The organism is Streptococcus sp. Marseille-Q5986 (assembly GCF_946902915.1).
Classification (GTDB): domain Bacteria; phylum Bacillota; class Bacilli; order Lactobacillales; family Streptococcaceae; genus Streptococcus.
The window spans coordinates 65,262-89,966 of the sequence record NZ_CAMPPY010000006.1; the positions used below are offsets into that span (position 1 = coordinate 65,262).

Consider the following 24,705-nt stretch of genomic DNA (forward strand, 5'->3'; position numbering starts at 1 on the left):
TTCACCTCACGATATTATACCAAATTTCGCTAACTTTGTCAGTTTTTACCAATTCTCCTGCTTTTGTGGTACAATAGAGACTATGGCAAGTATCACACTCACACCAAGTGAACAGGAAATTCAGAGCTTTTTAAGTCAGTATGAGAAGACTCTCAGTCCTAGTAAAAATCCTTATATTCGCTATTTTTTGAGACTGCCTCAGGCAACGGTTTCCATCTATACTTCTGGAAAAGTCCTCCTGCAGGGCGAAGCTGCCGAGCAATACGCCAGTTTCTTTGGCTATCAGGTTCAACAAGAAAACAGTGGACAAGATTTTCCTATGATTGGGACTGATGAGGTGGGAAATGGTTCCTACTTTGGTGGGCTTGCAGTTGTGGCTTCCTTTGTCACACCTGACCAGCATGCCTTCTTGCGAAAACTAGGTGTGGGGGATTCTAAAACTCTGACCGACCAAAAGATCCGTCAGATTGCCCCTATCCTCAAAGAAAAAATCCAACACCAGGCACTGCTTCTCTCACCAAGCAAGTACAACGATGTTATCGGAGAGCGTTACAATGCTGTTTCTGTAAAAGTTGTCCTTCACAATCAGGCTATTTTTCTCCTGCTTCAAAAAGGAGTCCAGCCAGAAAAAATCGTGATTGACGCTTTTACAAATCCTAAAAACTATGACAAGTACTTGGCGCAAGAAGCCAACCGTTTTCCAAATAAGATCACTTTGGAAGAAAAAGCCGAGGGCAAATACCTAGCTGTTGCGGTTAGCTCTATCATCGCGCGGGATCTCTTCCTTAAAAACTTGGAAAATCTTGAACGAGAACTAGGCTATCAACTGCCAAGTGGCGCTGGAACTGCATCTGATAAGGTTGCTAGCAAAATCCTTCAAGTCTATGGTATGAAGGGACTTCATTTCTGCGCCAAACTGCATTTTAAAAACACTGAAAAAGCAAAAAACTTCTATAGAGGTAAACCATGAACTATTTAAAATCATTTATAAAAGAATGGGGAGTTATCTTCCTGGTTATCGCACTGGTAGGCCTTAGCCGCATCTTCCTTTGGAGCAATGTCCGTGTGGAAGGACACTCGATGGACCCTACCCTAGCTGACGGAGAGGTTCTCTTCGTCGTCAAACACCTCCCAATTGACCGCTTCGACATCGTTGTTGCGCATGAGGAAGACGGAAATAAAGACATTGTCAAAAGGGTCATCGGCATGCCTGGAGATACCATCCGCTACGAAAATGACAAACTCTTTATCAACGGTGAAGAAACGGATGAACCCTACCTAGCTGAATACCTCAACTTGTTCAAAACAGAAAAGTTGCAGAACACCTATACTGGAAAAGGATTTGAAGGCAATAAGGGAGTTTACTTTAGAGAACTTGCTCAAAAGGCACAGGCCTTTACAGTCGATGTTAATTTCAATACCAGCTTCAGCTTTACTGTCCCTAAAGGTGAGTACCTTCTCCTCGGTGACGATCGTCTAGTCTCTAGCGACAGCCGCCATGTCGGTACCTTCAAGGCGAGCGATATCAAAGGTGAAGCAAAATTCCGTTTCTGGCCACTTAACCGTATCGGAACCTTTTAGTCTTCTAGCTTGTTGAAAGAAGCTAAGGGTCCAACTCTCACGAACTCAAGCAAAGGAAACCTATGGAAGTTTATTTTTCAGGAACCATTGAACGCATTATTTTTGAAAATCCCAGTAATTTTTATCGCATTCTCCTCTTAGATATCGAAGATACGGACGCAGAGGACTTTGACGATTTTGAAATCATCGTTACAGGAACCATGGCGGACGTGATTGAGGGTGAAGACTACACTTTTTGGGGACAAATCGTTCAGCACTCTAAGTATGGGGAACAGCTTCAGATCAGCCGTTATGAACGGGCAAAACCAACCAGAAAAGGGCTAGTCAAGTACTTTTCGAGTAGCCATTTCAAGGGAATTGGTCTCAAAACTGCTCAGAAAATCGTGGATAGCTATGGTGACAATACCATTGACGAAATCCTGGAGCATCCTGAAAAGCTGGAAAGTATTGCAGGACTCTCTGCCAAAAACCGTGAGGCTTTTGTTTCCACCCTCCGTCTCAACTATGGGACAGAAATGGTCTTGGCTAAACTTGCCAACTACGGTATTCCCAATAAACTAGCCTTTCAGATTCAAGACTTTTACAAGGAAGAAACGCTGGATATTGTCGAAAATTATCCCTACCAACTGGTTGAAGATATCAAGGGATTGGGTTTTACCATTGCTGACCAATTAGCTGAGGAGCTAGGCATCGAAAGTCAAGCTCCTGAACGCTTCCGTGCTGGCCTTGTCCACAGTCTCTTTCAAGGTTGTATGGATACGGGCGATACCTATATGGAGGCTCGAGACTTGCTGGAAAAGACACTTACTCTCCTCGAGTCTTCCCGTCCCGTGGAACTGGATCCCAGCCAAGTAGCCCAAGAACTCTCCTACCTGATTGAAGAAGACAAGGTTCAGCAGATTGATACCAAAATCTTTGATAACAGCCTCTTTTTCGCCGAGGAAGGCATTCGCAGTCACTTGGTTCGTATCCTTGAAAAAGGAAAACAGAAGAGCCAGGATCTAGAAACCATTCAAAAGCATATCGCTACTGTTGAGGAAGAATTAGGTATCCAATACGATAGCATCCAAAAACAGGCTATCTGTGATGCTATCCAGAACAAGGTCTTTATCCTAACAGGTGGACCTGGTACAGGTAAGACGACCGTTATCAATGGGATTATCGCTGTCTATGCCCTTTTAGAAGGACTTGACCTCAGGAAGAAAAGCAACTTACCTATCCTTCTCGCTGCTCCGACTGGTCGAGCTGCTCGACGTATGAATGAATTGACAGGCTTGCCTAGCGCTACTATACACCGTCATTTAGGAATGACAGGGGACGATGATACCAGTCATCTGGAAGATTATCTGAATGCTGACTTTATCATCGTGGATGAATTTTCCATGGTGGATACTTGGCTGGCCAACCAACTCTTCTCCAATATCTCTTCTAACAGTAAAATTCTCATCGTGGGCGACAGCGACCAGTTGCCTTCTGTCAGTCCTGGACAGGTTCTAGCGGATCTGCTTCATATTCCTTTAATTCCTCAGACTCGCTTGGAAAAAATTTATCGACAAAGCGAAGAATCAACCATCGTCACCCTAGCTAGTCAGATTAGACAGGGCATCTTGCCAGCTGATTTTACCCAGAAAAAAGCAGACCGTTCCTACTTTGAAATTGCTAGTGGTCATATTCCTGCCACCATTGAGAAAATCTTAGGCGCTGCTCTCAGAAGTGGTATCCCTGCCCGTGATATCCAAGTTCTGGCGCCCATGTACCGCGGGACTGCAGGGATTGATTCCATTAACCAGCTCATGCAAGACCTGCTGAATCCTTACCAAAAAGGACAAGTAAGCTTTGAAGCTCCTCAATGCTTCTATCGCAAGGGCGACAAGGTCATTCACCTAGTCAACGATGCCGAAGTCAATGTCTTTAACGGAGACCTAGGCTACATCACAGACCTGATTCCTGGAAAATACACCGAGTCCAAACAAGACGAGATTATCATTGATTTTGATGGCAATGAAGTCGTCTACCCACGTAATGAATGGTACAAGATTCGACTAGCCTATGCCATGAGTATCCATAAGTCTCAAGGAAGTGAGTTTCCTGTTGTCATCCTGCCCATCACCAGTGCTAGCAAGCGCATGCTGGAGCGGAATCTCATCTACACAGCTATCACACGGGCCAAGAGCAAGCTCATCCTTCTTGGTGAATTACAGGCCTTTGACTATGCAGTCAAGCACATCGGGACTGCTCGTAAGACCTATCTGATTGAGCGTTTCAGTGATTTAATTGAAAATAATATTGAAGAAAGTAAACAAGCCCTATCTGAAACTGCCACATCAAGTGACTCTGAACAATCCTACATCCTCACCGAGGAAAACTGGTCTAGTATTCCCGCTATGATTGGGATTACAGACGCAGACTTAAAAGAAATTTTTGGAAAATAGTGCAACAAAAAGCTCACCTAGTCAGGTGGGCTTTTTGTTTATTAATACTCAATGAAAATCAAAGAGCAAACTAGGAAGATAGCCGCACGCAAGCTGTACTTGAGTACGGTAAGGCGACGCTGACGTGGTTTGAAGAGATTTTCGAAGAGTATAAGATTATTTAACTGTTGCTGTGCTTGTGATTAATTCAACAGCTTTTTTGATAGTGATATCGTGTTTCAACATGTCAGCTGAAAGCAAGTTTTGTACTTGTGCAACTTCCATGTTGTAGTCTGCTGCCAATTGCTCGATTTCTTTTTGGATTTCTTCTTCTGAAGCGTCAAATCCTTCAGCTTTGGCAACTGCTTCGATAACAAGGTTAGTCTTCGTACGTGACTCAGCTTCACCCTCGTATTGTTTGTGAAGGTCTTCTTGAGTAGTTCCAGTGATTTGGAAGTACATGTCAGGGTTGATCCCTTGACGTTGCAAGTTTCCAAGGAATTCATTTACTGAACGGTGAACTTCTTCGTGGATCATTTCTTCTGGAAGTTCTACGATTTCAGCATTTTCTACAGCTTTATCGATTGCTGCACCTTCAACGGCATCTTTGTATGCTTCTTCTTTCGTAGCAGTCAATTCTTTGCGGTATTTTTCTTTCAATTCGTCAAGAGTTTCCACTTCTTCGTCGATATCTTTTGCAAGTTCATCGTCAAGAGCTGGAACTTCTTTTGCTTTTACTTCGTGGATTGTTGTTACGAATTTAGCTTCTTTACCCGCAAGGTCTTCTGCTTGGTAGTCTTCTGGGAATGTTACAACAACATCAACAGTTTCGCCAGCTGAGTGTCCAACCAATTGATCTTCAAAACCAGGGATAAATTGACCTGAACCAAGTCCAAGTGAGAAGTTTTCACCTTTTCCACCGTCAAATTCAACACCGTCGATAGAACCAACGAAGTCGATGACAACAGTGTCGCCATTTTCAGCAGCGCCTTCTTTTATAACCAATTCAGCCAAGTTGTTGCGTTCGCGTTCGATACGTTCTTCAACGTCAGCGTCAGTTACTTCTTTTTCTACATCAACTGATACTTCAAGGTTTTTGTAGTCACCCAATTTTACTTCAGGTTTTGTCACGACTTCAGCAGTGATAACCCAGTCTTGACCTTTTTCCATTGAAGTTACGTCAATTTTTGGTTGCGCAACCACTTCAAGACCAGCTTCTTTTACTGCAGCTTCATAAGCGTCTGGCAAAAGTGCGTTCATTGCATCTTGATAAAGAGCTTCTTCACCAAATTTTTGGTCGAAGATAGGGCGTGGAAGGTGACCTTTACGGAAACCAGGAACGTTAAGAGTTTTCTTTACTGAGTTAAATACACGGTCCAATTCTGGTTTGATTTGGTCTTGAGAGATAGTGAAAGTCAAGACACCACGGTTTGTTTCTTTGTTTTCAAATGATACAGACATTCTGTCATTTCTCCTTAAAATTTTTAATACAGTCCATTATACCATATAATAGCGACTTTTTTCAAGTAATGAATGCGCTTTTCGATAGTGCTAGAGGTACATACTCGCTTCTCTGACACTAAGTTCAGACATTCTTTTCTTATTTTTATCAATAAAGCGTGCTACCCATTCTGGATTGGTTTTAGAGTAGTCTCTTAGAGCCCATCCGGTGGCTTTGTTGATGAAAAATTCTGTCCGGTCCAGATTGTTGAGCAGGATCTTTTCCATCAGTTGGACATTCGTTTTCTCTTTCCTTAACAACTGGTGGTCAATAGCGACTCGCCTCAACCAGATATTGTCCGATAGGCTCCATTTTAAAAGCACTTCTTCAAGTTCCGGATGGTTAGCCACCAAACTTCCTACTACTCGGTCTAGGATATCTACCGTGTCCCACCAAGACTTGAACACGACCAGACGCTCAAGTTTAAGCAAATCATCCTTCGCTAGATAAGATTGCATAGCTTTCAAATAGTTGGCAGCTACATACTGGTATTCTCTAGACTCCTTTTCCCAGCAGATATCTACAAAATCCCAGTCAATAACTCTTGTTTTTTTCGCGCTTGGAAAGTATTTTCTATAGAGCACATTTCTTTCAGAACCTGCAATGCCTAGAAAGGGAAATTGATGACGCATATAGGCTTCCATGAGGCCTGCTTTCTCAGGGGCTTTTATTGCTTCTATCTCCTCAAGTAAATCTGCAAGACTCATCTAAAAGTCCTCCTGCCCGACCAAGTGGTGCTGAAAGGCATAGACCGCTGCCTGGGTGCGATCACTAACCTCAAGCTTGGCAAGAATGTTGGACACATGGGTCTTGACCGTCTTGAGAGAGATGAAGAGTTCCTCTGCGATGCGCTGATTTTCGTAGCCCTTGGCAATCAGTTGAAGCACATCTCGTTCACGCGCAGTCAATTCCTCATGAAGTTCCATATGATTGCGGTGGTATTCGACCTTCTTACTAACTTCTTGCTCAATAGCCAGCTCGCCAGCAGCAACCTTACGAACTGCATGAAGCAGTTCGTCTGCACTAGAAGTCTTGAGCATATAGCCTTTGGCACCAGCATTCAAGACCGGCATGATTTTTTCATTGTCCAAGTAAGATGTGACAATTAATATCTTGGCTTCAGGCCATTCTTTAAGGATGGCTAAAGTTGCATCAATCCCATTCATCTCAGGCATGACGATATCCATGACAATGACATCTGGACGCAATTCCAAGGCCAAGTCAATACCTTGAGCCCCATTGGCAGCCTCGCCAACAACTTCTACATCGTCTTGGAGATCAAAATAGCTTTTCAAGCCCAATCGAACCATTTCATGGTCATCTACCAGCAAAATTTTCATCTCTACTCCTTATAATTCCTTATCTAACAGGGGAATACGGATATCAACCGCCAGTCCTTGCTTTGGAGCTGTCAATAGTTGAACCGTTCCTGCCATATCTTCGACTCGCTCCTTGATATTTCGCAGTCCATAACTCAAGTCATCTAAACTCTCTAACTGGAAACCAATCCCATTATCCACCACTTTCAGCTGCACTTCAACATATGTCTGATAGAGGTAGACATCTAGGCAAGATGCCTGGGCATGGCGAAGGGTATTGCTGATTAATTCCTGTAAAATACGGAAGATATGTTCTTCAATCTTCTTAGGCAATTTAGACACATTTTGCTTGAGACTAACCTTGAGATCACTCTTGTCCTCAAGCTCTTTTAAGAGGATTTGAATCCCCTCAACCAAACTCTTCTCTTCCAACTCAACAGGTCGCAAATGTAGGAGCAAGACCCGCAAATCTTTCTGGGCTGTTTCTAGGATGGCTGCAACACTTTGCAACTGGATCTGCATCTTTTCTCTATCCAGCTTCAAAGCCTGCTGACTGACACCTGACAAAATCATGTGGGCCGCAAACAATTCCTGACTGACGGTATCATGCAAATCTCGAGCAATCCGCTTTCGTTCTTTCTCGATGATTTCCTCTTTCTGGGCAAGACTTTGATTTTCAGCCTTTTGAAGTGCTTCTGTCAAAAGGTTAAGTTTGCCAGACAAGGATTGGAAACTGGCATCCAAATCTGGATCTGCAACCTGAACCACTTCTTGCCCTGCCAACAAACGCTTGAGATTGGCCTGCATTTTTCTTAGAGAAAGCTCTTCCACACCTCGCCAAAACAGGGCTAAGAGACAGGTCATGGACATACTGAATACCAACAACAAAAAGATAAATTTTTCTGTTTTTTCGACATCGTGCAAGAAAATAGACCAGTCAAAGTCAAGGATGTCCAGCAAGCTGTGGGACAGAAATAAGACAAACAGAAAAGAGGTGAGGGCAATGATTACATAAGCTTGTTTTTTCATCCTCTGATCACCTCCACATCTCCAATCATAGTAGTCAAGAGAATCTTGACACTCTTGTTACTCTTGAGATAATCTCTCGTTTCCTGATGATAGTGTTCATTGCGGAGGGCACGCTTGGGCTGACTGAAAAAAGTCAAATCCCCATAGAGACAGTTAACACTGAGACTAACTTCCACATCAACAGGCACAATGATTTTGGTCGTTCCTATCATCTTTCTAAGGATAATAACATTATCATGATTGGTTAGAATCACCCTCTCCAGATGAATGGTGTCTTTACCCATAAGACGAAAAAGATTGATATCATCAAACTGGCAAGTCTGGTAACTTGAAAAATGATGGAGATTGCCAAACCAAGGATTGCGTTCATTTTTTACCGTCACGACTTCTTCAAAAACCAGGTCAGTCTCCTCTTTTTCTTGGTTCATCATTGGGTAGAGAAGAAAGAGGCTATAGATAACTGCCACAAAGATCGCTAGAATCACAAAGGGATTGATCATGACGATGAAAAAGAAAAGAATGGTCGCCACAAGGAGGAAAACATTGTTGCCTTCTTTCCCTGTATAATAGCGTAGCAAGAGCAAAAAGAGGAACAGAATCAGCAGGAAACGCGAAAAATGCTCTGATACCATCAAAATCAGAGCTCCCGTCAAAAGACAGGCTTCAATAAATAAAAAGATTTGAAATTTTTTCATAGCTGCATCCTCTCCCTTCTATTTTATCACAATTCAAAAAAGTCACCTCGGTCTGAGGATGGAAAAAGGCGATGGGACAGAAATTGCTCTTAGAAGCTAGGTTTCATCAACCCACCACAGTTGACAAAAGGCTACAAAAAAAGGCGGGATTCTTGTCCCGACCTCTCTACATCTGATCTTTTGCTTCTTTTAGTTTGCCATAAAGTATATAGTCTACTTTTTGCAGATCTGCTATGGTGGCACAGTTAAGGGCACACATGATCAAACGTAAATCTGCTTTCCATCCTTGGACAATGCTAATCACTTCCTCTACCGAGTAGGTTTCAACCAATTCCAGAACGGTTCGTGACAATCCCACAGCCTTGGCACCAAAGACCAGGCACTTAACCATATCCAGCGGATTCCGAACGCCTCCGCTGACCAAGAGTTCGACCTTGTCTTTCCAGCCTTGGGCATTGAGAAGGGCTTGCATGGTGGATTGTCCCCATTGATTGAGGTAATCACGCTGACCACTGCGACGGTTTTCGATATAGGCAAAGCTGGTGCCACCACGACCTGACAGGTCAAAGGTTCGAACACCCAGTTCATAGGCTCTCTCGATGGTCTTCACATCCATTCCAAAACCCACTTCCTTTAAAATGATGGGAACGGGGATTTGCTTGCTATAATCTGCTAGATGCGATTGCCAGCTTCTGAACTTCCTTTCTCCCTCCGGCATGAGTAATTCCTGCATAACATTGACGTGCACTTGCAGGAGAAGTGGATTCATCTCTTGCACAGTCTGAAGTCCTAACTCAACAGGCTTGTCCAATCCAATATTGGTGCCAAGGAGGAGATTTGGATGGCTAGATTTGACAGAAAAAGTGTCGTCTGTTGGATCCTTGAGAGCTGCACTATAAGAGCCCGTTACAAACAAAATCCCACAGGTTTCTGCCACCTGAGCCAGTTTTTGATTGATTTCTTTACCTTTTTTGCTCCCACCCGTCATGGCATTGATATAAAAAGGAAAGTCCCACTTTCGACCTGCAAATTCTGTAGACAAATCAATCTCATCTAGGTCATAGAGCGGTAGCGAAGAGTGGATTAACTCAACCTCATCAAAGCTATTATAGGAGCTTTTTTGCTCAAGGGCATAGCGGATATGCTCGTCCTTACGATTTGTCGTCATGTCCTATCCTTTCTTGGTATAAGAGCTCAATCCCCAGATCAGCCCAGCGATTTTTTAAGGTTTCGGTTGATTGCATATCAAAACTCAAGGCAATGCCACAGTCACCACCACCAGCCCCGCTACTCTTGGCAACAGCCTGCAAATCTTGACTGGCTTCTTTCAGCTGTCTCAGCGAAGGCGTGTAAATATCTGCGCTCAAGCCTTCTAAAAGCTGACTGGCTGTTTCCATCTGCTTGATGATTTCTTCTGCTTTTCCTTGTTCTAAGGCTTCTACCAAAGCAGACACCGTTTCTTTTGAGGAAGTTAAAAAGTTCTGGTCTATGTTTTGCTTGATTTGCTGGATCATGTCAGTCGATACGACCACTTCTTTGGTCCATCCCACTAGGAAATCACATTCTAGGGCAGGTTGTACGTGTGAGATAGAAAAGCCCCAATCACGCTCCAAAACTGTTGCCAAGCTTTCTTCTTGCAACCAAGCAGCCACCTTTTGGCGATCAAAAGACTGGTAGAGAACCAAATCTTCTGCCACAATACAGGCAAGGTCTCCCATAGAACCATTGTCGCCTCGCTTGAGCAAGACAGTGCTAGCCAGCTTGAACAAGAGATCCTGATCAACCGAAAGCTTATACAGAGCTAGCAGAGCCTTGACAACCAAGACAACGACGCTGCCACTAGAGCCTAAACCAAACTTTTTCCCTTCTCGTTCCATTTTTCCTCGAATTTCCAAAGAAAAAGGTCGCAAGGTTTGCCCACAATCAGCGAGGAAATCATTCATCAAAGCAATTGTTTCTTGAATCAAGCTATAGTCAGGATTTGGCGTCAAATCTACTGCGAAATCAAACATATCCGAATAGATACGATAACTATCAGAAAAAGCAATCTCGCCTTTTATATAGATAGGAATGGCCTTTATCAAGGCCAACTGCCCTGGCTCTAAAATAGCATATTCACCTGCCCAATAGAGCTTTCCGCAAGTTTTAACAGCAATCATCTTGGTTCAAATCCTTTGTTTTTGACACAATCAAGCGATAACGTTGACCGAAGATTTCTGATAAATGCTCCAAGTCTTTCTCTTGACAGAGGACTTTGACATTGGGACCAGCATCCATAGTAAAGTAGCAGGCTTCCCCTTGCTCACGAAGCTGGCGAACAAAGTCCATGGCTTCATAGCTTGCATCCGTTAGATAAGAAAAGGCTGGTGATGCTGTTTTGGTCGTAGCGTGCATAGCAAGGGCATTTTTCTCCGTCAATTCCCCAACCTTGGCAAAATCATTTTCCTTGAGATAGACCAGCATATCCTGATAGTCTTTCTCAGACTGCCGCACCCAGTCGGCAAAAGTCGTCGAAGTTTCCACACAAAGTTTCATCCCATCACGGCTAGAGATTGGTTTTTTCCTGTCTTCTAGCACCAACATAATCATAGCTAGTTTCAAGTCTGTCTCTACAGGGTAAATTTCTCCACTATCCTTATCCCAGGCACCTAGTGGTCCATAAAAACTCCGAGAGGAAGAACCTGAGGCAAACTTAGCCTCCTGCGCCAACTGACTCCGATTCAAACCAAGCTTGAAATAAGCATTACAAGCCTTGACCAAGGCAGACAAACCACTAGAACTAGAGGACAAGCCCACCGCAGTCGGCATATTGTTTTGAGTATCGATACGGACAAAACCTTCCCCAGCTGGACGGTAGCGGTCAATAATCTTACTCATCTTGGCATGCTCCGCCTCATTTTGTAGCTGACCATTGATATAAAAGGCATCAGCTGTCGCATCCGTCGGTAGAGATGACAAAGTCGTCTCTGTGTACATATTTTCCAAAGTCAAAGAAATACTACTAGTAGCAGGAACCATCTCTTTTTCTTTTTTCTTTCCCCAATATTTGATAATGGCAATATTTGCGTAGGAACGTACTGTTACAGGCTCTCTATCCATGTCTGAACAGCTCCTTTCTCTTCTAATCTTTCTGCTAGTTCTTGTGCGTGTGTTAAATTATCTGCCAAGGCTATAATACAGCCTCCAAGCCCGCCACCGCTCATCTTGGCACCCAGAGCACCGTGGCTAAGAGCCGTTTCAACGAGGGAGTCTGCCTCAGGGCTACTAACACCAATTTCTTTTAAATGTAAATGCGCTTGACTGAGGATTTGTCCCAATCCTTCAGCATCTTTTCGTCTAATCGCATCTTCTGCCTGCTGGGTCAATTCTCCCAAAGCATGCAAAAACGGTAGGGCATCCTTCCCCTTGCTTTGAACCATTTGGATGGCTTCACGAGTGTGACCATAAACACCCGTATCGGCAATGACCAAATAGGCAGATAGGTCCATCTCAAGCTCTGTAAATCCTACGTTCTTGATAAAACGAATAGGTCGGTCACTTAAACAGGTCTTAGCATCCAAACCACTCGGATTCATATGGGCAATCATCTCAGCCCGATTGACCAGGATTTCCAATATATCATGAGGCAGGTCGGCTTGATAGTAGTCAAATACCGCACAAATAGCCGCTATGCTAATAGCCGCTGACGAACCCATTCCCCGTTTTTCAGGGATAGCCGAGTCAATCACACAGCGAATGCAGGCTTCTTTAATCTCTAAATATTCTAACGAAGCATACACAGCCATGGACAAGGTGTCCTCCTCATAGAGGCGCCAAGGACTTTCAGCAGGAACTACCTTACAAGTCACCTCCACCTCTAAAAGAGGCAGGGAAATGGCAGGATAACCGTAAACGACCGCATGCTCTCCTATTAAAATAATCTTACTATGTGCCTGACCGACACCAATTTTTTTGGTCATGTTTTCCTTTTACTAGACGAAAAGACTGTCTCACTTTTCACAGTAGTATTTTCTCCTATCTATTTTATTATATTTTCACAAAAAAAGCGATTGTTTCCTTCACAATCGCCTCTTTCATTATTGGACCCATTCGCCATTATAGTTGACGTAGTAGCCATCCACTCTTGTACTAACTGCTAAAGCACCTGAACTATAGGCGTAGTACCATTTACCGTTAACTTGGAACCAGCCTGTCTTCATATCGCCATTACTTGCATTGAGGTAGTACCAAGTGGAGCCGTCTTGAAGCCAGCCTGTCGCCATAGCTCCTGATGAACGGAGATAGTACCACTTGTTACCAACATAAGCCCAGCCTGTCTTCATATCGCCATTACTTGCATTGAGGTAGTACCAAGTGGAGCCGTCTTGAAGCCAGCCTGTCGCCATAGCTCCTGATGAACGGAGATAGTACCACTTGTTACCAACATAAGCCCAGCCTGTCTTCATATCGCCATTTTGAGTATCTAGATAATACCAAGTTGAACCATCTTGATACCAGCCAGTTTCCATAGCTCCTGATGAACGGAGGTAGTACCACTTATTGCCAACATAAGCCCAGCCTGTCTTCATATCGCCATTTTGAGTATCTAGATAATACCAAGTTGAACCATCTTGATACCAGCCAGTTTCCATAGCTCCTGATGAACGGAGATAGTACCACTTATTGCCAAAATATTTCCAACCTGTTTGCATAATCCCAGTTGTTGGATCTAAATAGTACCAAGTCGAATCATCGTTTATCCAACCCGCACGTCTCTCACCACCAAGGTAGTCTTTCCCTGAATAACCTGTTTTTGCTAAGTAATACCAGTTAGATTGATCGTAGAACCAACCTGTCTTTAGAGAATGATCTTCATTAAAGTAATAATTTGCTAATTTAAGGACTTCTGGGCCTTCAAAGCCTTCACCATATTTTTTGCCAACATTTAATGAATCCTTAAGTTCTAACTGTTGCCAGCCAACAAATTCTTGGAGAGTCCCATCTTGTCCAAAGTAGTACCACTTCTGTTGAAGGCCAATTTCGAAAACTGGACGGTTATCAAATAAATCATCACGATACCCCGTCCCAGGAATTTCTAAGTATTGCCAACCGACAACCATCTCCCCTCCATCACCAAAATAGTAGGTTTCACCGTCTATTTTATGCCAATAGATCGCTTTGTGGTCATCTTTTATATAGTATTTTCTATTATCCTTATCAACAAACTGTCCACCCGTGGTATCCGCAAATACTGTATTTGTAGCTAGCAAACCAAAGAAAAATGCTGTTAGTGCAACTTGCATCATTTTTTTCAAAAGTTTCACTTATATCCCCTCCAATATTAAATCCACTTACCAGATGAAGCAAAGTTATAAACTTTACCATCAATCGTCTGACTACCTGTAACCATAGCACCACTTGAATTGAGATAATACCATTCACCTGATACTTTTATCCATCCGGTTTTCATATCTCCATTAGAAGGATCTAGATAGTACCATGTTGAGCCATCTTTGTACCAACCAGTCTTCATGTCTCCATTGCTCTTATCTAAGTAATACCATTTACCTCGGAGGTATTTCCACCCCGTTGCCATTTCACCAGAGGAATCAAAATAGTACCATTTGCCACGTATATATTTCCAGCTTGTTGCCATTGCGCCAGAAGATTCAAGATAATACCATTCCCCAGATACTTTTTGCCAATCTGTGAGCATCTTACCAGAAGCGTCTAGATAGTACCAAGTGTCATTTATCTTTTGCCAACCTGTTTGTTTCGTACTATTCTTATAATAATACCAAGTACCACTAATAAACTTCCACCCATCAATAGAATGTCCTTGAATAACAGAATAAATAAAAGATAGAGCCTTCTCATTTAACTTAACAGCATAGTTCATTTGTCCAGCAGAACTACCAGATACATGAACACCGACCATTCTATAACTACTATCATATACGGCAGATCCACTAGCTCCTCCTAAAGTATCTATTTGATACATTAGAAAATCTCCCGTATCTTTTACAACATCCTTAGAGTCAGTATACATTTGCTTTGCACTACTCATAGCTGGATATCCAGTAATAGTAGCCCCTGTACCTTCAAGATTTCCTAAATTACTCGGAAGCCCCAGCGTACCTAATTGAGAACCAATTGGTTCTTCCAGAATTAGAACTGCTAAATCATAGGTAGTAAGCTCATTTGAAGCTGTGTTTTGAAATTCTTTTAGATAACGAACTTCTTTTACCTTTATTTTCCCAATAGGATTCTTGCTTGGGGTAGCCGCAGGAATAACATGAGCCGCTGTAATCAATATGTTATCTTTTACGAAACTAGCACTTCCTCTAAAACTAGCATTCATACCATTAAATTCTGCTTCCACGTAAGCTGATGTAGAATAAGGATATTGTAAAGTATTTTTTACCTTAATTAAATCATTTTTGCCAATAATGACTTCTGACTGATTTGTATAATATTGACCATAAGTTGGTGAAATATCGGGAAGTGAAAAATTATTATTTCCTGGACTCTCTTGTAATGTTTCACTTACCTCATATTCTTCACCTGTACTAGAAATAACAGTCAAAGCAGATACTGCCGGTAGCTGACTAGCTAACAAAGTACTAGCAACAATTGAAATCCCCAATTTTTTATAAAAAGTTTTCTTCATTAATTTTATCCTCCAAAAAAATTGTAACATACCTGTTCGTCTCTGTCAACACAAAGAAAAAAACGAAAAGACATCCCTTTCTCCATTTGAAAAAAAGCAGTTACACGACTGCAACTGCTTTCCTATTCTTGCATGGTGTACCCAACACCACGCACGGTTTTAATGTAGCTTTTTTGACCTTTTACATCAAGCTTGCTACGTAGATAACGGATATAAACATCCACGATATTGGTCTCTGTCGCACTTTCGTACTTCCAAACACTTTCCAACAACTGCTCACGAGTCAAGACTTTCTTGCTTCCCATAAGAGTAGCCAGAAGGTCATACTCACGACGCGTCAGAGCAATCATCTCCTCGCCACGATAGACTGTATGTTGTTCAACATCCATACGCAAATTGCGGTAAGACGTTGGGACTTTCATCTGACTACAGTGTTGGTCGATAAAGTCCCGACCTCGGAAAATCGCTGAAATACGAGCTACCAAATTATCAATAATCACTGGCTTATAGATGGAAGAAACGGCGAAGCGCTGGATTGTCTCAATCTGATCTTGCAATTCTTCGCGATGGTCTAAGACCATGATTACTGAGGCTGGTTTTGTCCGACTCAGCTTGTCTGCAAAATCCTGGGCCGTCATGTCCCCCAGATGAACATTTAGTAAAATCAAGTCATAGTCCGTCTGAAGAGCCATGGAAAGGGCTTTTTGTCCCTCTTCTACCTGATCAACTCGGTATTGCTCTTTTTGGAGTTTCAGACTTAAAAAATGAGCTAGATTTCTTTCTTTCTCAAGTAATAAAATCCGTTTCCCCATGGCAGGCCTACTTATTTTTCGTCATACCAAGAGTAGTGGAAGATGCCTTCTTTGTCTTTACGTTGGTAAGTGTGGGCACCAAAGTAGTCACGTTGTGCTTGGATTAAGTTAGCTGGAAGAACAGCTGAACGGTAGCTATCAAAGTAAGTGATAGCTGCTGAGAACGTTGGTACTGGTACACCAGCTTGAACAGCAAGAGCTACGATATCACGCACTGCTTGTTGGTACTTAGCAGTAACATCCAAGAAGTACTCATCCAAGAGAAGGTTTGCAAGATCAGCATCGCGGTTGTAAGCATCTGTGATCTTTTGCAAGAAACGAGAACGGATGATACAGCCATCACGCCAGATAGATGCGATGTCCGCAAATGGCAAGTCCCAGTTGTTTTCTTTAGAAGCTACACGCAATTGGGCAAAACCTTGTGCATATGAAATGATTTTTGAGAAGTAAAGAGCTTGACGGATTTTTTCAATCAATTCAGCCTTATCTCCTTCAAATTTGAAGGCAACTGGTTTTGGAAGGACCTGGCTAGCATGCACACGTTCTTCTTTGTAAGTTGAAATGTAACGTGCAAATACTGACTCAGTGATGAGTGACAATGGCACACCAAGGTCAAGTGCTGATTGGCTAGTCCATTTACCAGTTCCCTTGTTACCTGCGGCATCAAGGATGTAGTCTACGATTGGGCCATCTTGACCCTCATCGTCTTTACGGTTCAAGATATCGGCTGTGATTTCAATCAAGTAGCTGTCCAATTCGCCCTTGTTCCACTCAGTAAAGATTTCCGCCATATCTTCTGCGGAAAGGCCTAGCAAGTGTTGCATCAAGTCATAGCTTTCTGCAATCAATTGCATGTCACCATACTCGATACCATTGTGAACCATTTTCACATAGTGACCAGCTCCATCAGGACCGATGTAAGTCACACATGGTTTGCCATCTTCTGGTGCTTTAGCTGAGATCTCTTCAAGAACATCCGCAACCAATTCGTAGGCCTCTTTTTGTCCACCAGGCATAATAGAAGGACCTTCAAGGGCACCTTTTTCACCACCAGAAACCCCTGTACCGATAAAGTTGATACCTGAGTTTGCCAATTCTTCATTGCGACGGATAGTATCTTTGTAGAAAGTATTTCCTCCGTCAATCAAGATATCACCCTTGTCAAGGTGTGGAAGAAGGGCTTGGATAGTAGCATCTGTACCAGGTCCAGCTTGAACCATCAGCATGATACGACGAGGTTTTTCGATTGAGTTTACAAAACTTTCAACGTCATAGCTTGGTACAAAGTTCTTTTCAGGATGGCAAACAATCACGTCTTCTGTTTTTTCTTTACTACGGTTGTAAATGGCAACTGTATGACCACGAGATTCGATATTTAGGGCAAGGTTACGACCCATTACGGCCATACCTACGACACCAAAGTTAGCTTTTGTCATTTGACACTCCTCTTGTTTCATTTGTTTTATTTTATCATTTTTACCTATGAAAGGAAAGAATTTTATAACGCCTCCTAATAGTCCAAGTCATCTGCGTGGCCAGAGCCATTCCCTACAAAGTAACCAGTCTTACAGTTGAGGGTGAAGAGGTAGGTTCCATCTGGTTTGTAAAGGTTGTAATAGCCGTTTCCGTTTACAATATTGACACGTTCGAGAATGTATTGGTTGCCAGTGATATAGCCACGAGCACGTGAGGTTGCTAGGATTTGTTCCAATACACCATCTGCAAAGGTCCAGGCAGGATTGTTGCTATCGTCTACAGCTGATTGGTTGTAGGGTACACGACTAGCACTTCTTTGAAGATTAACCCCATCGCCAGACAAACCACCATTTGTATCTCTAGCTGGTGCTGTGGTACTTGTTGAAGGCGTCGTACTGCTTGCATTGTTTTCTGTAGTGGAACTTGAACTTGCTTGACTTGAGCTTGAGCTGGAAGCACTTGTTTGCTGGCTCTTACCTAGACTAATAGCCTTATCTAGCACTTTGTCAATCTCAGTATTCCCAGTTTTAATCTCTGTAAATTTAGCATCAGATTGAGCTTTGGCATTGGTATCCAGAACACCATCCACAATAGCTGGTTTTTCAAATTGTGCATTGACATCTTGAATGGCCTTGATTTGCGTTGCTAGACTATCATACTTAGATTTTGAAAGCGTATGTTCACGGCTACCTTCTAGCTTATCAAGCAAGGTCTTGAGTTGGCTCAACTTATCAAACTGGCTATTTTTTAAAGCAGTCTTATTGGCATCTGTATAGAAGGCATCATAAAGCGTATTGAACTCTTGCAAGTCAGTTTGCGATTCTTGATTTCCTGAAGATGATTGAGAAGACTGGATTTCTTGGTTTGAACGAGATACCTGACGGTAAACATAATACGTCCCAGCAAGAACAAGAATCGCAGCTACCACAGAAACGATGGTAATCACACGTTTCTTTTTAGAGCCTGTTTCAGGTTCCGTCTGTACTGATCGTGATAGGGAAGTATAGGTTTCTTCTTGTTCCTCATTTTCCTCATTCATTTCCTTGGATGCTGTTTCTGTTAAAACAAGAGACTCTATTTCAGTACTTTCCTCATCTTGAAGTGGGGAAACAAACTGAGTAGTTTCTTCATTATCTATCTCTTCAATAGATTCCTCGGAAACCACATCTGAACCTTCTACCTCTCCAGAAAGTTCACTTGTTTCACGAACTTCTTGGATCAATTCCTCTAAGTTTCGAGTAGAAGCCAATTCTTCTTTTTCAAACTGACGAGTTTCGAACTTATCTGCCTCGATCTCTTCGCGGTGCTGTTTGATGTATTTGTCCAAGATATTGTCTTCAGGCAATACTCCAGCCTCAACCTCTTCATTCTTACGAATTGCTTGACCAACAGTCAAATCTTTTGCTTCATCAAAGTCGAATTGTGGCTCTTGCTGTTCTTTTTTATGACGATCATGTCTTTTCTTGCTCATGAGTTTACCTTTCTATTTTACCTCTTGGCGTTTCACACGCTGACCAAAGTATTGATACAAATCCACTTTTAAGGTCCCGTTATAGAGTTTTCGTTTTTTATCTGCTGGACTTCCGTACTTACTTTCAAAAGCTTCATCACTCGTCAGGATAAACTTACTCCAGGTTTTCAGTGGTGCAAAGACCTGTCCCATCTCAGCATAAAGTTTCGTAACTCCTGCATCATCGGACAAGCGCTCCCCATATGGTGGATTGGAAATGATAACGCCATCGATCTTGTCTGAGCGCAAATCTTGTACCCGCATTTGCTTAAAGGTGATATCTCCTGCAACACCTGCTCCTTGGGCATTTGCCTTGGCAATTTCTACCATACGAGCATCAATATCACAGCCCATGATATCCAGCTCTATCTCACGATTGATTTTCTTAGCAGCATCAGTACGGACCTCTTGGATTAATCGATCGCTGACCCAGTTCCATTCCTCAAAAGCAAAGGAACGGCGAAGACCCGGCGCCATCTTTCTAGCAATCATAGCCGCCTCAATACAGAAAGTTCCTGAACCACAGGTCGGATCAATCAAGGGCTTATCTGGATACCAGTTGGAAAGTTGCAAAATGGCCGCTGCCATGTTTTCCTTGATAGGAGCTCCACCCTTTTCCGTACGATATCCACGTTTAAAGAGGCTAGAACCTGTCGTGTCAATCATAACAGTTGCCACATCCTTAAGAATGGATACCTCGATCTTAAACTCGGGGCCAGTTTCCATCAAGGGAACTCCTTCTGGGCGGGCATAGTGTTTTTGTAATTTCTTCACAACAGCCTTCTTAGAAATAGCCTGAACACTGGGCTCGTTGTAGAGTTTAGACTTAACACATTTGGCTTTTGAAATCGGGAATCGAGCCCCAAGTGGTAAATAATTTTCCCAATCTAGGGCGAAAACTCCCTGAAACAGCTCTTCAAAAGTCTTAGCTGGGAAAGTTCCTACGATAATTTTGATACGATCTGCTGCCCGAAGCCAAAGATTGGTCTCAATGATTGCCTTCACATCTCCCTGGAAGCAGGCACGCCCATTTTCAACCTGGCAATCATAACCAAGGGCTCGCACCTCACGTCCAACAACAGCCTCAAGACCCGCCGCAGCAGTTACGATTAAATTAAATTGTTCTTTCATTTCTAGTCTTGCAAGACCTTTCTCTTGTTCACTTTAAAAAATGAGGTTGAGAAAGATTTCTCAGCCCCAACCTATATGCAATTTTCTATAAGCCATGTTTTGTTCCAGAAGTGACTAGGCCCACTTCCTTCGATAATCATCTGTCTACCGCTAACAGCATGAAGCTGCCAGCAGTCAGAGTACTACGTTCGTTTCCGTGCACTCCATGCCCCGACCAAAATTTGGGTTGCTAGCTTGAGGGGTTTACCGCGTTCCACTCTCTCCGTTTCCAGAAAGACTCCGTCACTGTGGCACTTTCAAGCCTATTCTGACCTATCCGAAGACTTAGCCATTTCGACTGCCGTAACGATTACTCGTCCCTAGGCTTATGGATTCGCCTAGCACAAACACTACAGGCATCACAGCCTGTGCTAGCATGGACTTTCCTCATGAAAAGAAATTCTCTTCACGCGATTATCCAAAAATTGCACTCATCCCTTACTCAATATCAATCTCGATTGTCTAAGATTTGCTTACCAAATACTTCTTTTTCAAGACGATTTAAGCGTTTCAAAATATCAAAGTTTGTCATTGAAGTAGAAGCTGTTACTTCAATAGAGTCTGGTTGAGTTGGAGCCGCCTGTGGTTTACGAGACAACTTCTCCTTCAAATCAGCAATTTCTTGGCGAAGGGATTTAACCAAAGCTGCGTAGGTTTCATAATCCTTAATCACATCATCGAGGAATTCATCCACCTCTGATCTGCTATATCCACGTACTTCGCGTCCAAACTCTTGTTCAAAAATATCTTTTGCCGAAAATATAATACTTGCCATGTCTCTCTCCATTCTGGGTTACTAGTATTATTATATAAAAAAAGACAAATAAAAATCAAGGTCAAAGGGTTACTTTTCAGAAAAATTTTCTGCTAGTTCATTTAACTCATCAAATGTTAATTGCCTTGTAACATAGTTCGCTTGATTTTTCATCATTTGGTAAAAATATTGTAACTTAGTTTTGTTTTCTTCATCATAAAAAAGATAGCAAATATCTGTGTTCTCCAGTAAAAATTTCTGATAATCACGTAGTTGTCCCTTGTGTTCATATTGTGAATAGGCATATTTGACAAAATCAACTTGCTTGAATTCGCTCAACTTCATTTGATTGACTTCATTCCAGTTACTACCATGGGTTTCAAAATCAAAAATGGTCGCCAGCTGAAATCCACAGTCTATTTTCATGTTTTTCGCCACCTGAAGCACCCAGTACTCAAAGCCCAGAGACCCAGTAAAGACAAGCCAGGTCACCCCTTCCTCCGCTAAACACTCCAGGCCTCTCCGAATAGCTGTTTTGATAATATCAACGCGAATATCCTTGTCATTAAAGAGACCAAGGTCGAAGGCAGAATAGCCTGAAATCAAGGCTGTTGTCATTTTTAACCCTTTCTTTGTAAATTTATGATATAATAAAGTGATATTATTGTACCAATAAGGAGAATTATGGTCAACTATCCACATAAAATTTCATCACAGAAGAGACAAGTTCCCCCGTCACAAACTAAAAAGTTCGCAAATCGGGGAATGTCTTTTGAAAAGATGATCAACGCTACGAACGATTATTACTTGTCGCATGGGTTGGCAGTGATTCACAAGAAACCAACTCCCATCCAAATCGTACATGTCGATTATCCCCAAAGAAGTCGAGCCAAGATCGTCGAAGCCTACTTCAGACAAGCTTCCACCACAGACTATTCAGGGGTTTATGATGGATATTACATCGACTTTGAAGCAAAGGAAACTAGGCAAAAACATGCGATTCCGATGAAAAATTTCCATCACCATCAGATTCAGCATATGGAACAGGTTCTTGCCCAGCGAGGAATCTGCTTTGCCCTTCTTCACTTTGCTTCTCAGCAAGAAACTTATTTATTGCCGGCTATTGACCTGATTCGTTTCTATCATCAAGATAAGAGGCAAAAGTCAATGCCACTTGGATATATTCGAGAAAATGGATACGGGATTGAACTGGGTGCCTTTCCCCAGATTCCCTATCTCGATATTATCAAAGAACATTTACTAGGTGGTAAAACAAGATGAATAAACAAACTATCTTGCGAATAGCTAAATATATCAGTATCTGCTTCTTAACTGTATTTATCGCAGCTATTATGCTGGGTGGAGGTCTCTTTCTCTACTATGTTAGCAAGACCCCAGCCCTATCTGAAAGTAAACTAGTCGCTACAACGTCTAGTAAAATTTATAACAGCAACAATGAACTCATCGCTGATCTTGGTTCAGAACGTCGAGTCAATGCACAAGCAAACGAAATACCGACCGATTTGGTCAACGCTATTGTTTCGATTGAAGACCATCGCTTCTTTAATCACCGAGGAATTGATACTATCCGTATCCTAGGTGCCACCCTACGAAATCTTCGTGGTGGAGGCCTTCAGGGGGCTTCAACTTTGACGCAGCAGTTGATCAAGTTAACCTATTTCTCTACGTCAACTTCTGATCAAACCCTTTCTCGTAAGGCTCAGGAGGCATGGCTCGCCGTTCAGCTAGAACAAAAAGCGACTAAACAAGAGATCTTGACCTACTACATCAACAAGGTTTACATGTCAAACGGTAACTACGGAATGCAGACGGCTGCTCAAAGTTACTATGGCAAAGACCTCAAAGATTTGAGTATCCCTCAATTGGCCCTCCTTGCTGGAATGCCTCAGGCTCCAAACCAATATGATCCATACTCGCATCCGGAAGCCGCCCAAGAACGTCGTAATCTCGTCCTCTCTGAGATGAAAGGGCAAGGCTACATTACAGCTGAGCAATATGAAAAAGCGATTAATACTCCTATTACAGATGGACTTCAAAGCCTAAAATCAGCTAACAGTTATCCTCCTTACATGGATAATTACCTCAAAGAGGTGATTGATCAAGTTGAACAGGAAACAGGCTACAACCTTTTAACTACGGGTATGGAAGTCTATACAAACGTTGATTCTAAGGTTCAACAACATCTCTGGGATATTTACAATACGGACGAGTATGTCAACTATCCAGATGATGAGTTACAGGTGGCCTCTACTATCGTTGATGTCACAAACGGGAAAGTCATTGCCCAATTAGGTGCTCGCCACCAATCAAGTAACGTTTCCTTTGGAATAAACCAGGCTGTAGAAACTAACCGTGACTGGGGTTCTACCATGAAGCCTATTACAGACTATGCTCCTGCTTTGGAATATGGCGTTTATGACTCAACTGCTTCGATTGTTCACGATAGTCCTTATAATTACCCTGGAACCTCTACCCCTGTCTATAACTGGGATAAGAGTTACTTTGGAAACATAACACTCCAGTATGCTCTCCAACAATCACGGAATGTGCCGGCTGTAGAAACGCTAGAAAAAGTAGGACTCGATCGTGCCAAGAACTTCCTAAATGGACTAGGTATTGACTACCCAAGCATACACTATGCTAATGCTATTTCAAGTAATACAACCGAATCTGATAAAAAGTATGGAGCAAGCAGCGAGAAGATGGCTGCGGCTTACGCTGCTTTTGCCAATGGCGGTATCTACCGTAAACCTATGTATATCAATAAGATTGTCTTTAGTGATGGCAGTTCAAAAGAATTCTCCGATTCTGGTACACGTGCTATGAAAGAAACGACAGCCTATATGATGACAGATATGATGAAAACCGTCTTGGCATACGGAACTGGTCGAGGAGCCTACCTCTCTTGGCTACCACAAGCTGGTAAAACTGGTACATCAAACTATACAGATGATGAGATTGAAAACTCCATCAAAAATACGGGTTATGTAGCTCCGGACGAAATGTTCGTTGGCTATACTCGCAAGTATTCAATGGCTGTATGGACAGGTTACTCAAACCGCCTTACTCCTATCGTTGGTGATGGCTTCTATGTCGCTGCTAAGGTCTACCGTTCAATGATGACTTATCTCTCTGAAGATGATCATCCGGGTGACTGGACTATGCCTGAGGGGCTCTACAGAAATGGAGAATTCGTATTTAAAAATGGTGCTCGTTCTACGTGGATCTCACCTGCTCCACAACAAACTCCATCAACTGAAAATTCAAGCTCATCATCAGATAGTTCAACTTCACAGTCTAGCTCAACTACTCCAAGCACAAATGATAGTACGACTACCAATCCTAACAATAATACGCAACAATCAAATACACCCTCTGGGCAACAAAACCAGAATTCGCAACCAGCACAACCGTAACATTTAGAGTCTGAGACGAAAAGATTTTGATTTTAGGAATGCTTTATTATAAATTTTTAAAATCGATAGATTAGACAAAAAAGCGAACAAGACAGAATTCCGAGTGTGAGATAACTCGTTTTGTTCGCTTTTTATACTTAAGATTAGACTTTTGTTCCAGACTCATTTTCAGCTCTATAATATTTGTAGTGGGTAAATCCCCTAAGGATATTATGGAGCCTATTTTGTTGTAGAAAACATACTATCTGGCTAAATAGCGGAGAAATATCTCTAACTAGTTGGCAATAAACAAAGAAAGGACGAAATTTGTCCTTTCTCGTTCTTAGCTGACTTCAACCCATTACAGTTGACAAACATACTA

22 protein-coding genes and 1 other RNA gene are annotated in these 24,705 nt (G+C 42.4%); 5 read left to right on the top strand and 18 right to left on the bottom strand.

Features of this window, described 5'->3' with window-relative positions; all coding sequences use genetic code 11:
* Window positions 1-82: 82 nt before the first annotated feature.
* The 3 genes from rnhC (at window position 83) to OVN21_RS08425 (ending at window position 4,013) form a co-directional block, all read left to right on the top strand.
* Window positions 83-970 carry a ribonuclease HIII gene (rnhC, locus tag OVN21_RS08415; protein ID WP_267248046.1) on the top strand — a complete coding sequence of 296 codons (888 nt, stop codon included), beginning with the start codon at window positions 83-85 and terminating at the stop codon, window positions 968-970.
* Window positions 967-1,581: a signal peptidase I gene (gene lepB, locus OVN21_RS08420; protein ID WP_267248047.1), complete on the top strand. Its 615-nt coding sequence runs from the start codon at window positions 967-969 to the stop codon at window positions 1,579-1,581. The genes rnhC and lepB overlap by 4 nt, the downstream gene beginning before the upstream one ends.
* A 62-nt stretch (window positions 1,582-1,643) precedes the next feature.
* A complete protein-coding gene (locus tag OVN21_RS08425; protein WP_267248048.1) occupies window positions 1,644-4,013 on the top strand; it encodes an ATP-dependent RecD-like DNA helicase in 2,370 nt (789 codons plus the stop codon).
* 156 nt (window positions 4,014-4,169) lie between these two features.
* Here the strand turns inward: OVN21_RS08425 and tig are convergent, their stop codons facing one another.
* The 18 genes from tig to OVN21_RS08520 form a co-directional block, all read right to left on the bottom strand.
* Window positions 4,170-5,453, bottom strand: coding sequence for a trigger factor (gene tig / locus OVN21_RS08430; protein ID WP_267248049.1), 1,284 nt, complete (start codon window positions 5,451-5,453; stop codon window positions 4,170-4,172).
* Between the two features lie 90 nt (window positions 5,454-5,543).
* The gene (locus OVN21_RS08435; RefSeq protein WP_267248050.1) at window positions 5,544-6,200 is read right to left on the bottom strand and encodes a DNA alkylation repair protein; all 657 of its coding nucleotides are present in this window, start codon (window positions 6,198-6,200) and stop codon (window positions 5,544-5,546) included.
* Complete coding sequence (locus OVN21_RS08440) at window positions 6,201-6,833, bottom strand: response regulator transcription factor (RefSeq protein ID WP_267248051.1); 633 nt, start codon at window positions 6,831-6,833, stop codon at window positions 6,201-6,203. It abuts the gene before it with no gap.
* 9 nt (window positions 6,834-6,842) lie between these two features.
* Window positions 6,843-7,841: a sensor histidine kinase gene (locus tag OVN21_RS08445; RefSeq protein WP_267248052.1), complete on the bottom strand. Its 999-nt coding sequence runs from the start codon at window positions 7,839-7,841 to the stop codon at window positions 6,843-6,845.
* On the bottom strand, window positions 7,838-8,536 hold the full coding sequence (gene liaF / locus OVN21_RS08450) for a cell wall-active antibiotics response protein LiaF (protein ID WP_267248053.1): 699 nt from the start codon (window positions 8,534-8,536) through the stop codon (window positions 7,838-7,840). The genes OVN21_RS08445 and liaF overlap by 4 nt, the downstream gene beginning before the upstream one ends.
* 166 nt (window positions 8,537-8,702) lie before the next feature.
* Window positions 8,703-9,704, bottom strand: coding sequence for a type 2 isopentenyl-diphosphate Delta-isomerase (fni, locus tag OVN21_RS08455; RefSeq protein ID WP_267248054.1), 1,002 nt, complete (start codon window positions 9,702-9,704; stop codon window positions 8,703-8,705).
* Window positions 9,688-10,695 (bottom strand): phosphomevalonate kinase, encoded by a 1,008-nt coding sequence (locus OVN21_RS08460; RefSeq protein ID WP_267248055.1) that lies wholly within the window; start codon window positions 10,693-10,695, stop codon window positions 9,688-9,690. Before OVN21_RS08460 ends, fni begins: the two co-directional genes overlap by 17 nt.
* A complete protein-coding gene (mvaD, locus tag OVN21_RS08465; RefSeq protein WP_267248056.1) occupies window positions 10,682-11,635 on the bottom strand; it encodes a diphosphomevalonate decarboxylase in 954 nt (317 codons plus the stop codon). Before mvaD ends, OVN21_RS08460 begins: the two co-directional genes overlap by 14 nt.
* Entirely contained in the window at window positions 11,617-12,495 is an 879-nt protein-coding gene (mvk, locus tag OVN21_RS08470; RefSeq protein ID WP_267248057.1) for a mevalonate kinase, read from the bottom strand. Before mvk ends, mvaD begins: the two co-directional genes overlap by 19 nt.
* A 117-nt stretch (window positions 12,496-12,612) precedes the next feature.
* A complete protein-coding gene (locus tag OVN21_RS08480; protein ID WP_323744050.1) occupies window positions 12,613-13,839 on the bottom strand; it encodes an N-acetylmuramoyl-L-alanine amidase family protein in 1,227 nt (408 codons plus the stop codon).
* Between the two features lie 17 nt (window positions 13,840-13,856).
* Window positions 13,857-15,185, bottom strand: a complete 1,329-nt coding sequence (locus OVN21_RS08485) for a trypsin-like peptidase domain-containing protein (protein ID WP_267248058.1) — start codon at window positions 15,183-15,185, stop codon at window positions 13,857-13,859.
* A 122-nt stretch (window positions 15,186-15,307) separates the two neighbouring features.
* Window positions 15,308-15,997, bottom strand: a complete 690-nt coding sequence (locus tag OVN21_RS08490; protein ID WP_267248059.1) for a response regulator transcription factor — start codon at window positions 15,995-15,997, stop codon at window positions 15,308-15,310.
* 11 nt (window positions 15,998-16,008) lie between these two features.
* Complete coding sequence (gene gndA, locus OVN21_RS08495; RefSeq protein ID WP_267248060.1) at window positions 16,009-17,433, bottom strand: NADP-dependent phosphogluconate dehydrogenase; 1,425 nt, start codon at window positions 17,431-17,433, stop codon at window positions 16,009-16,011.
* A gap of 74 nt (window positions 17,434-17,507) precedes the next feature.
* The gene (gene mapZ, locus OVN21_RS08500; RefSeq protein WP_267248061.1) at window positions 17,508-18,944 is read right to left on the bottom strand and encodes a cell division site-positioning protein MapZ; all 1,437 of its coding nucleotides are present in this window, start codon (window positions 18,942-18,944) and stop codon (window positions 17,508-17,510) included.
* Window positions 18,945-18,956: 12 nt separating this feature from the next.
* Window positions 18,957-20,114, bottom strand: a complete 1,158-nt coding sequence (locus OVN21_RS08505) for a THUMP domain-containing class I SAM-dependent RNA methyltransferase (RefSeq protein WP_267248062.1) — start codon at window positions 20,112-20,114, stop codon at window positions 18,957-18,959.
* A gap of 83 nt (window positions 20,115-20,197) precedes the next feature.
* Window positions 20,198-20,579, bottom strand: an RNA gene (gene rnpB / locus OVN21_RS08510) — RNase P RNA component class B.
* Between the two features lie 22 nt (window positions 20,580-20,601).
* On the bottom strand, window positions 20,602-20,928 hold the full coding sequence (gpsB, locus tag OVN21_RS08515; RefSeq protein WP_323744051.1) for a cell division regulator GpsB: 327 nt from the start codon (window positions 20,926-20,928) through the stop codon (window positions 20,602-20,604).
* Window positions 20,929-20,997: 69 nt separating this feature from the next.
* Window positions 20,998-21,525 carry an SLOG family protein gene (locus OVN21_RS08520; protein WP_267248064.1) on the bottom strand — a complete coding sequence of 176 codons (528 nt, stop codon included), beginning with the start codon at window positions 21,523-21,525 and terminating at the stop codon, window positions 20,998-21,000.
* Between the two features lie 66 nt (window positions 21,526-21,591).
* On the opposite strand from OVN21_RS08520, the gene recU reads away from it, so the two are divergent.
* Window positions 21,592-22,188 (top strand): Holliday junction resolvase RecU, encoded by a 597-nt coding sequence (gene recU, locus OVN21_RS08525; protein ID WP_267248065.1) that lies wholly within the window; start codon window positions 21,592-21,594, stop codon window positions 22,186-22,188.
* A complete protein-coding gene (gene pbp1a, locus OVN21_RS08530; protein WP_267248066.1) occupies window positions 22,185-24,344 on the top strand; it encodes a penicillin-binding protein PBP1A in 2,160 nt (719 codons plus the stop codon). Before recU ends, pbp1a begins: the two co-directional genes overlap by 4 nt.
* Window positions 24,345-24,705: the final 361 nt, after the last annotated feature.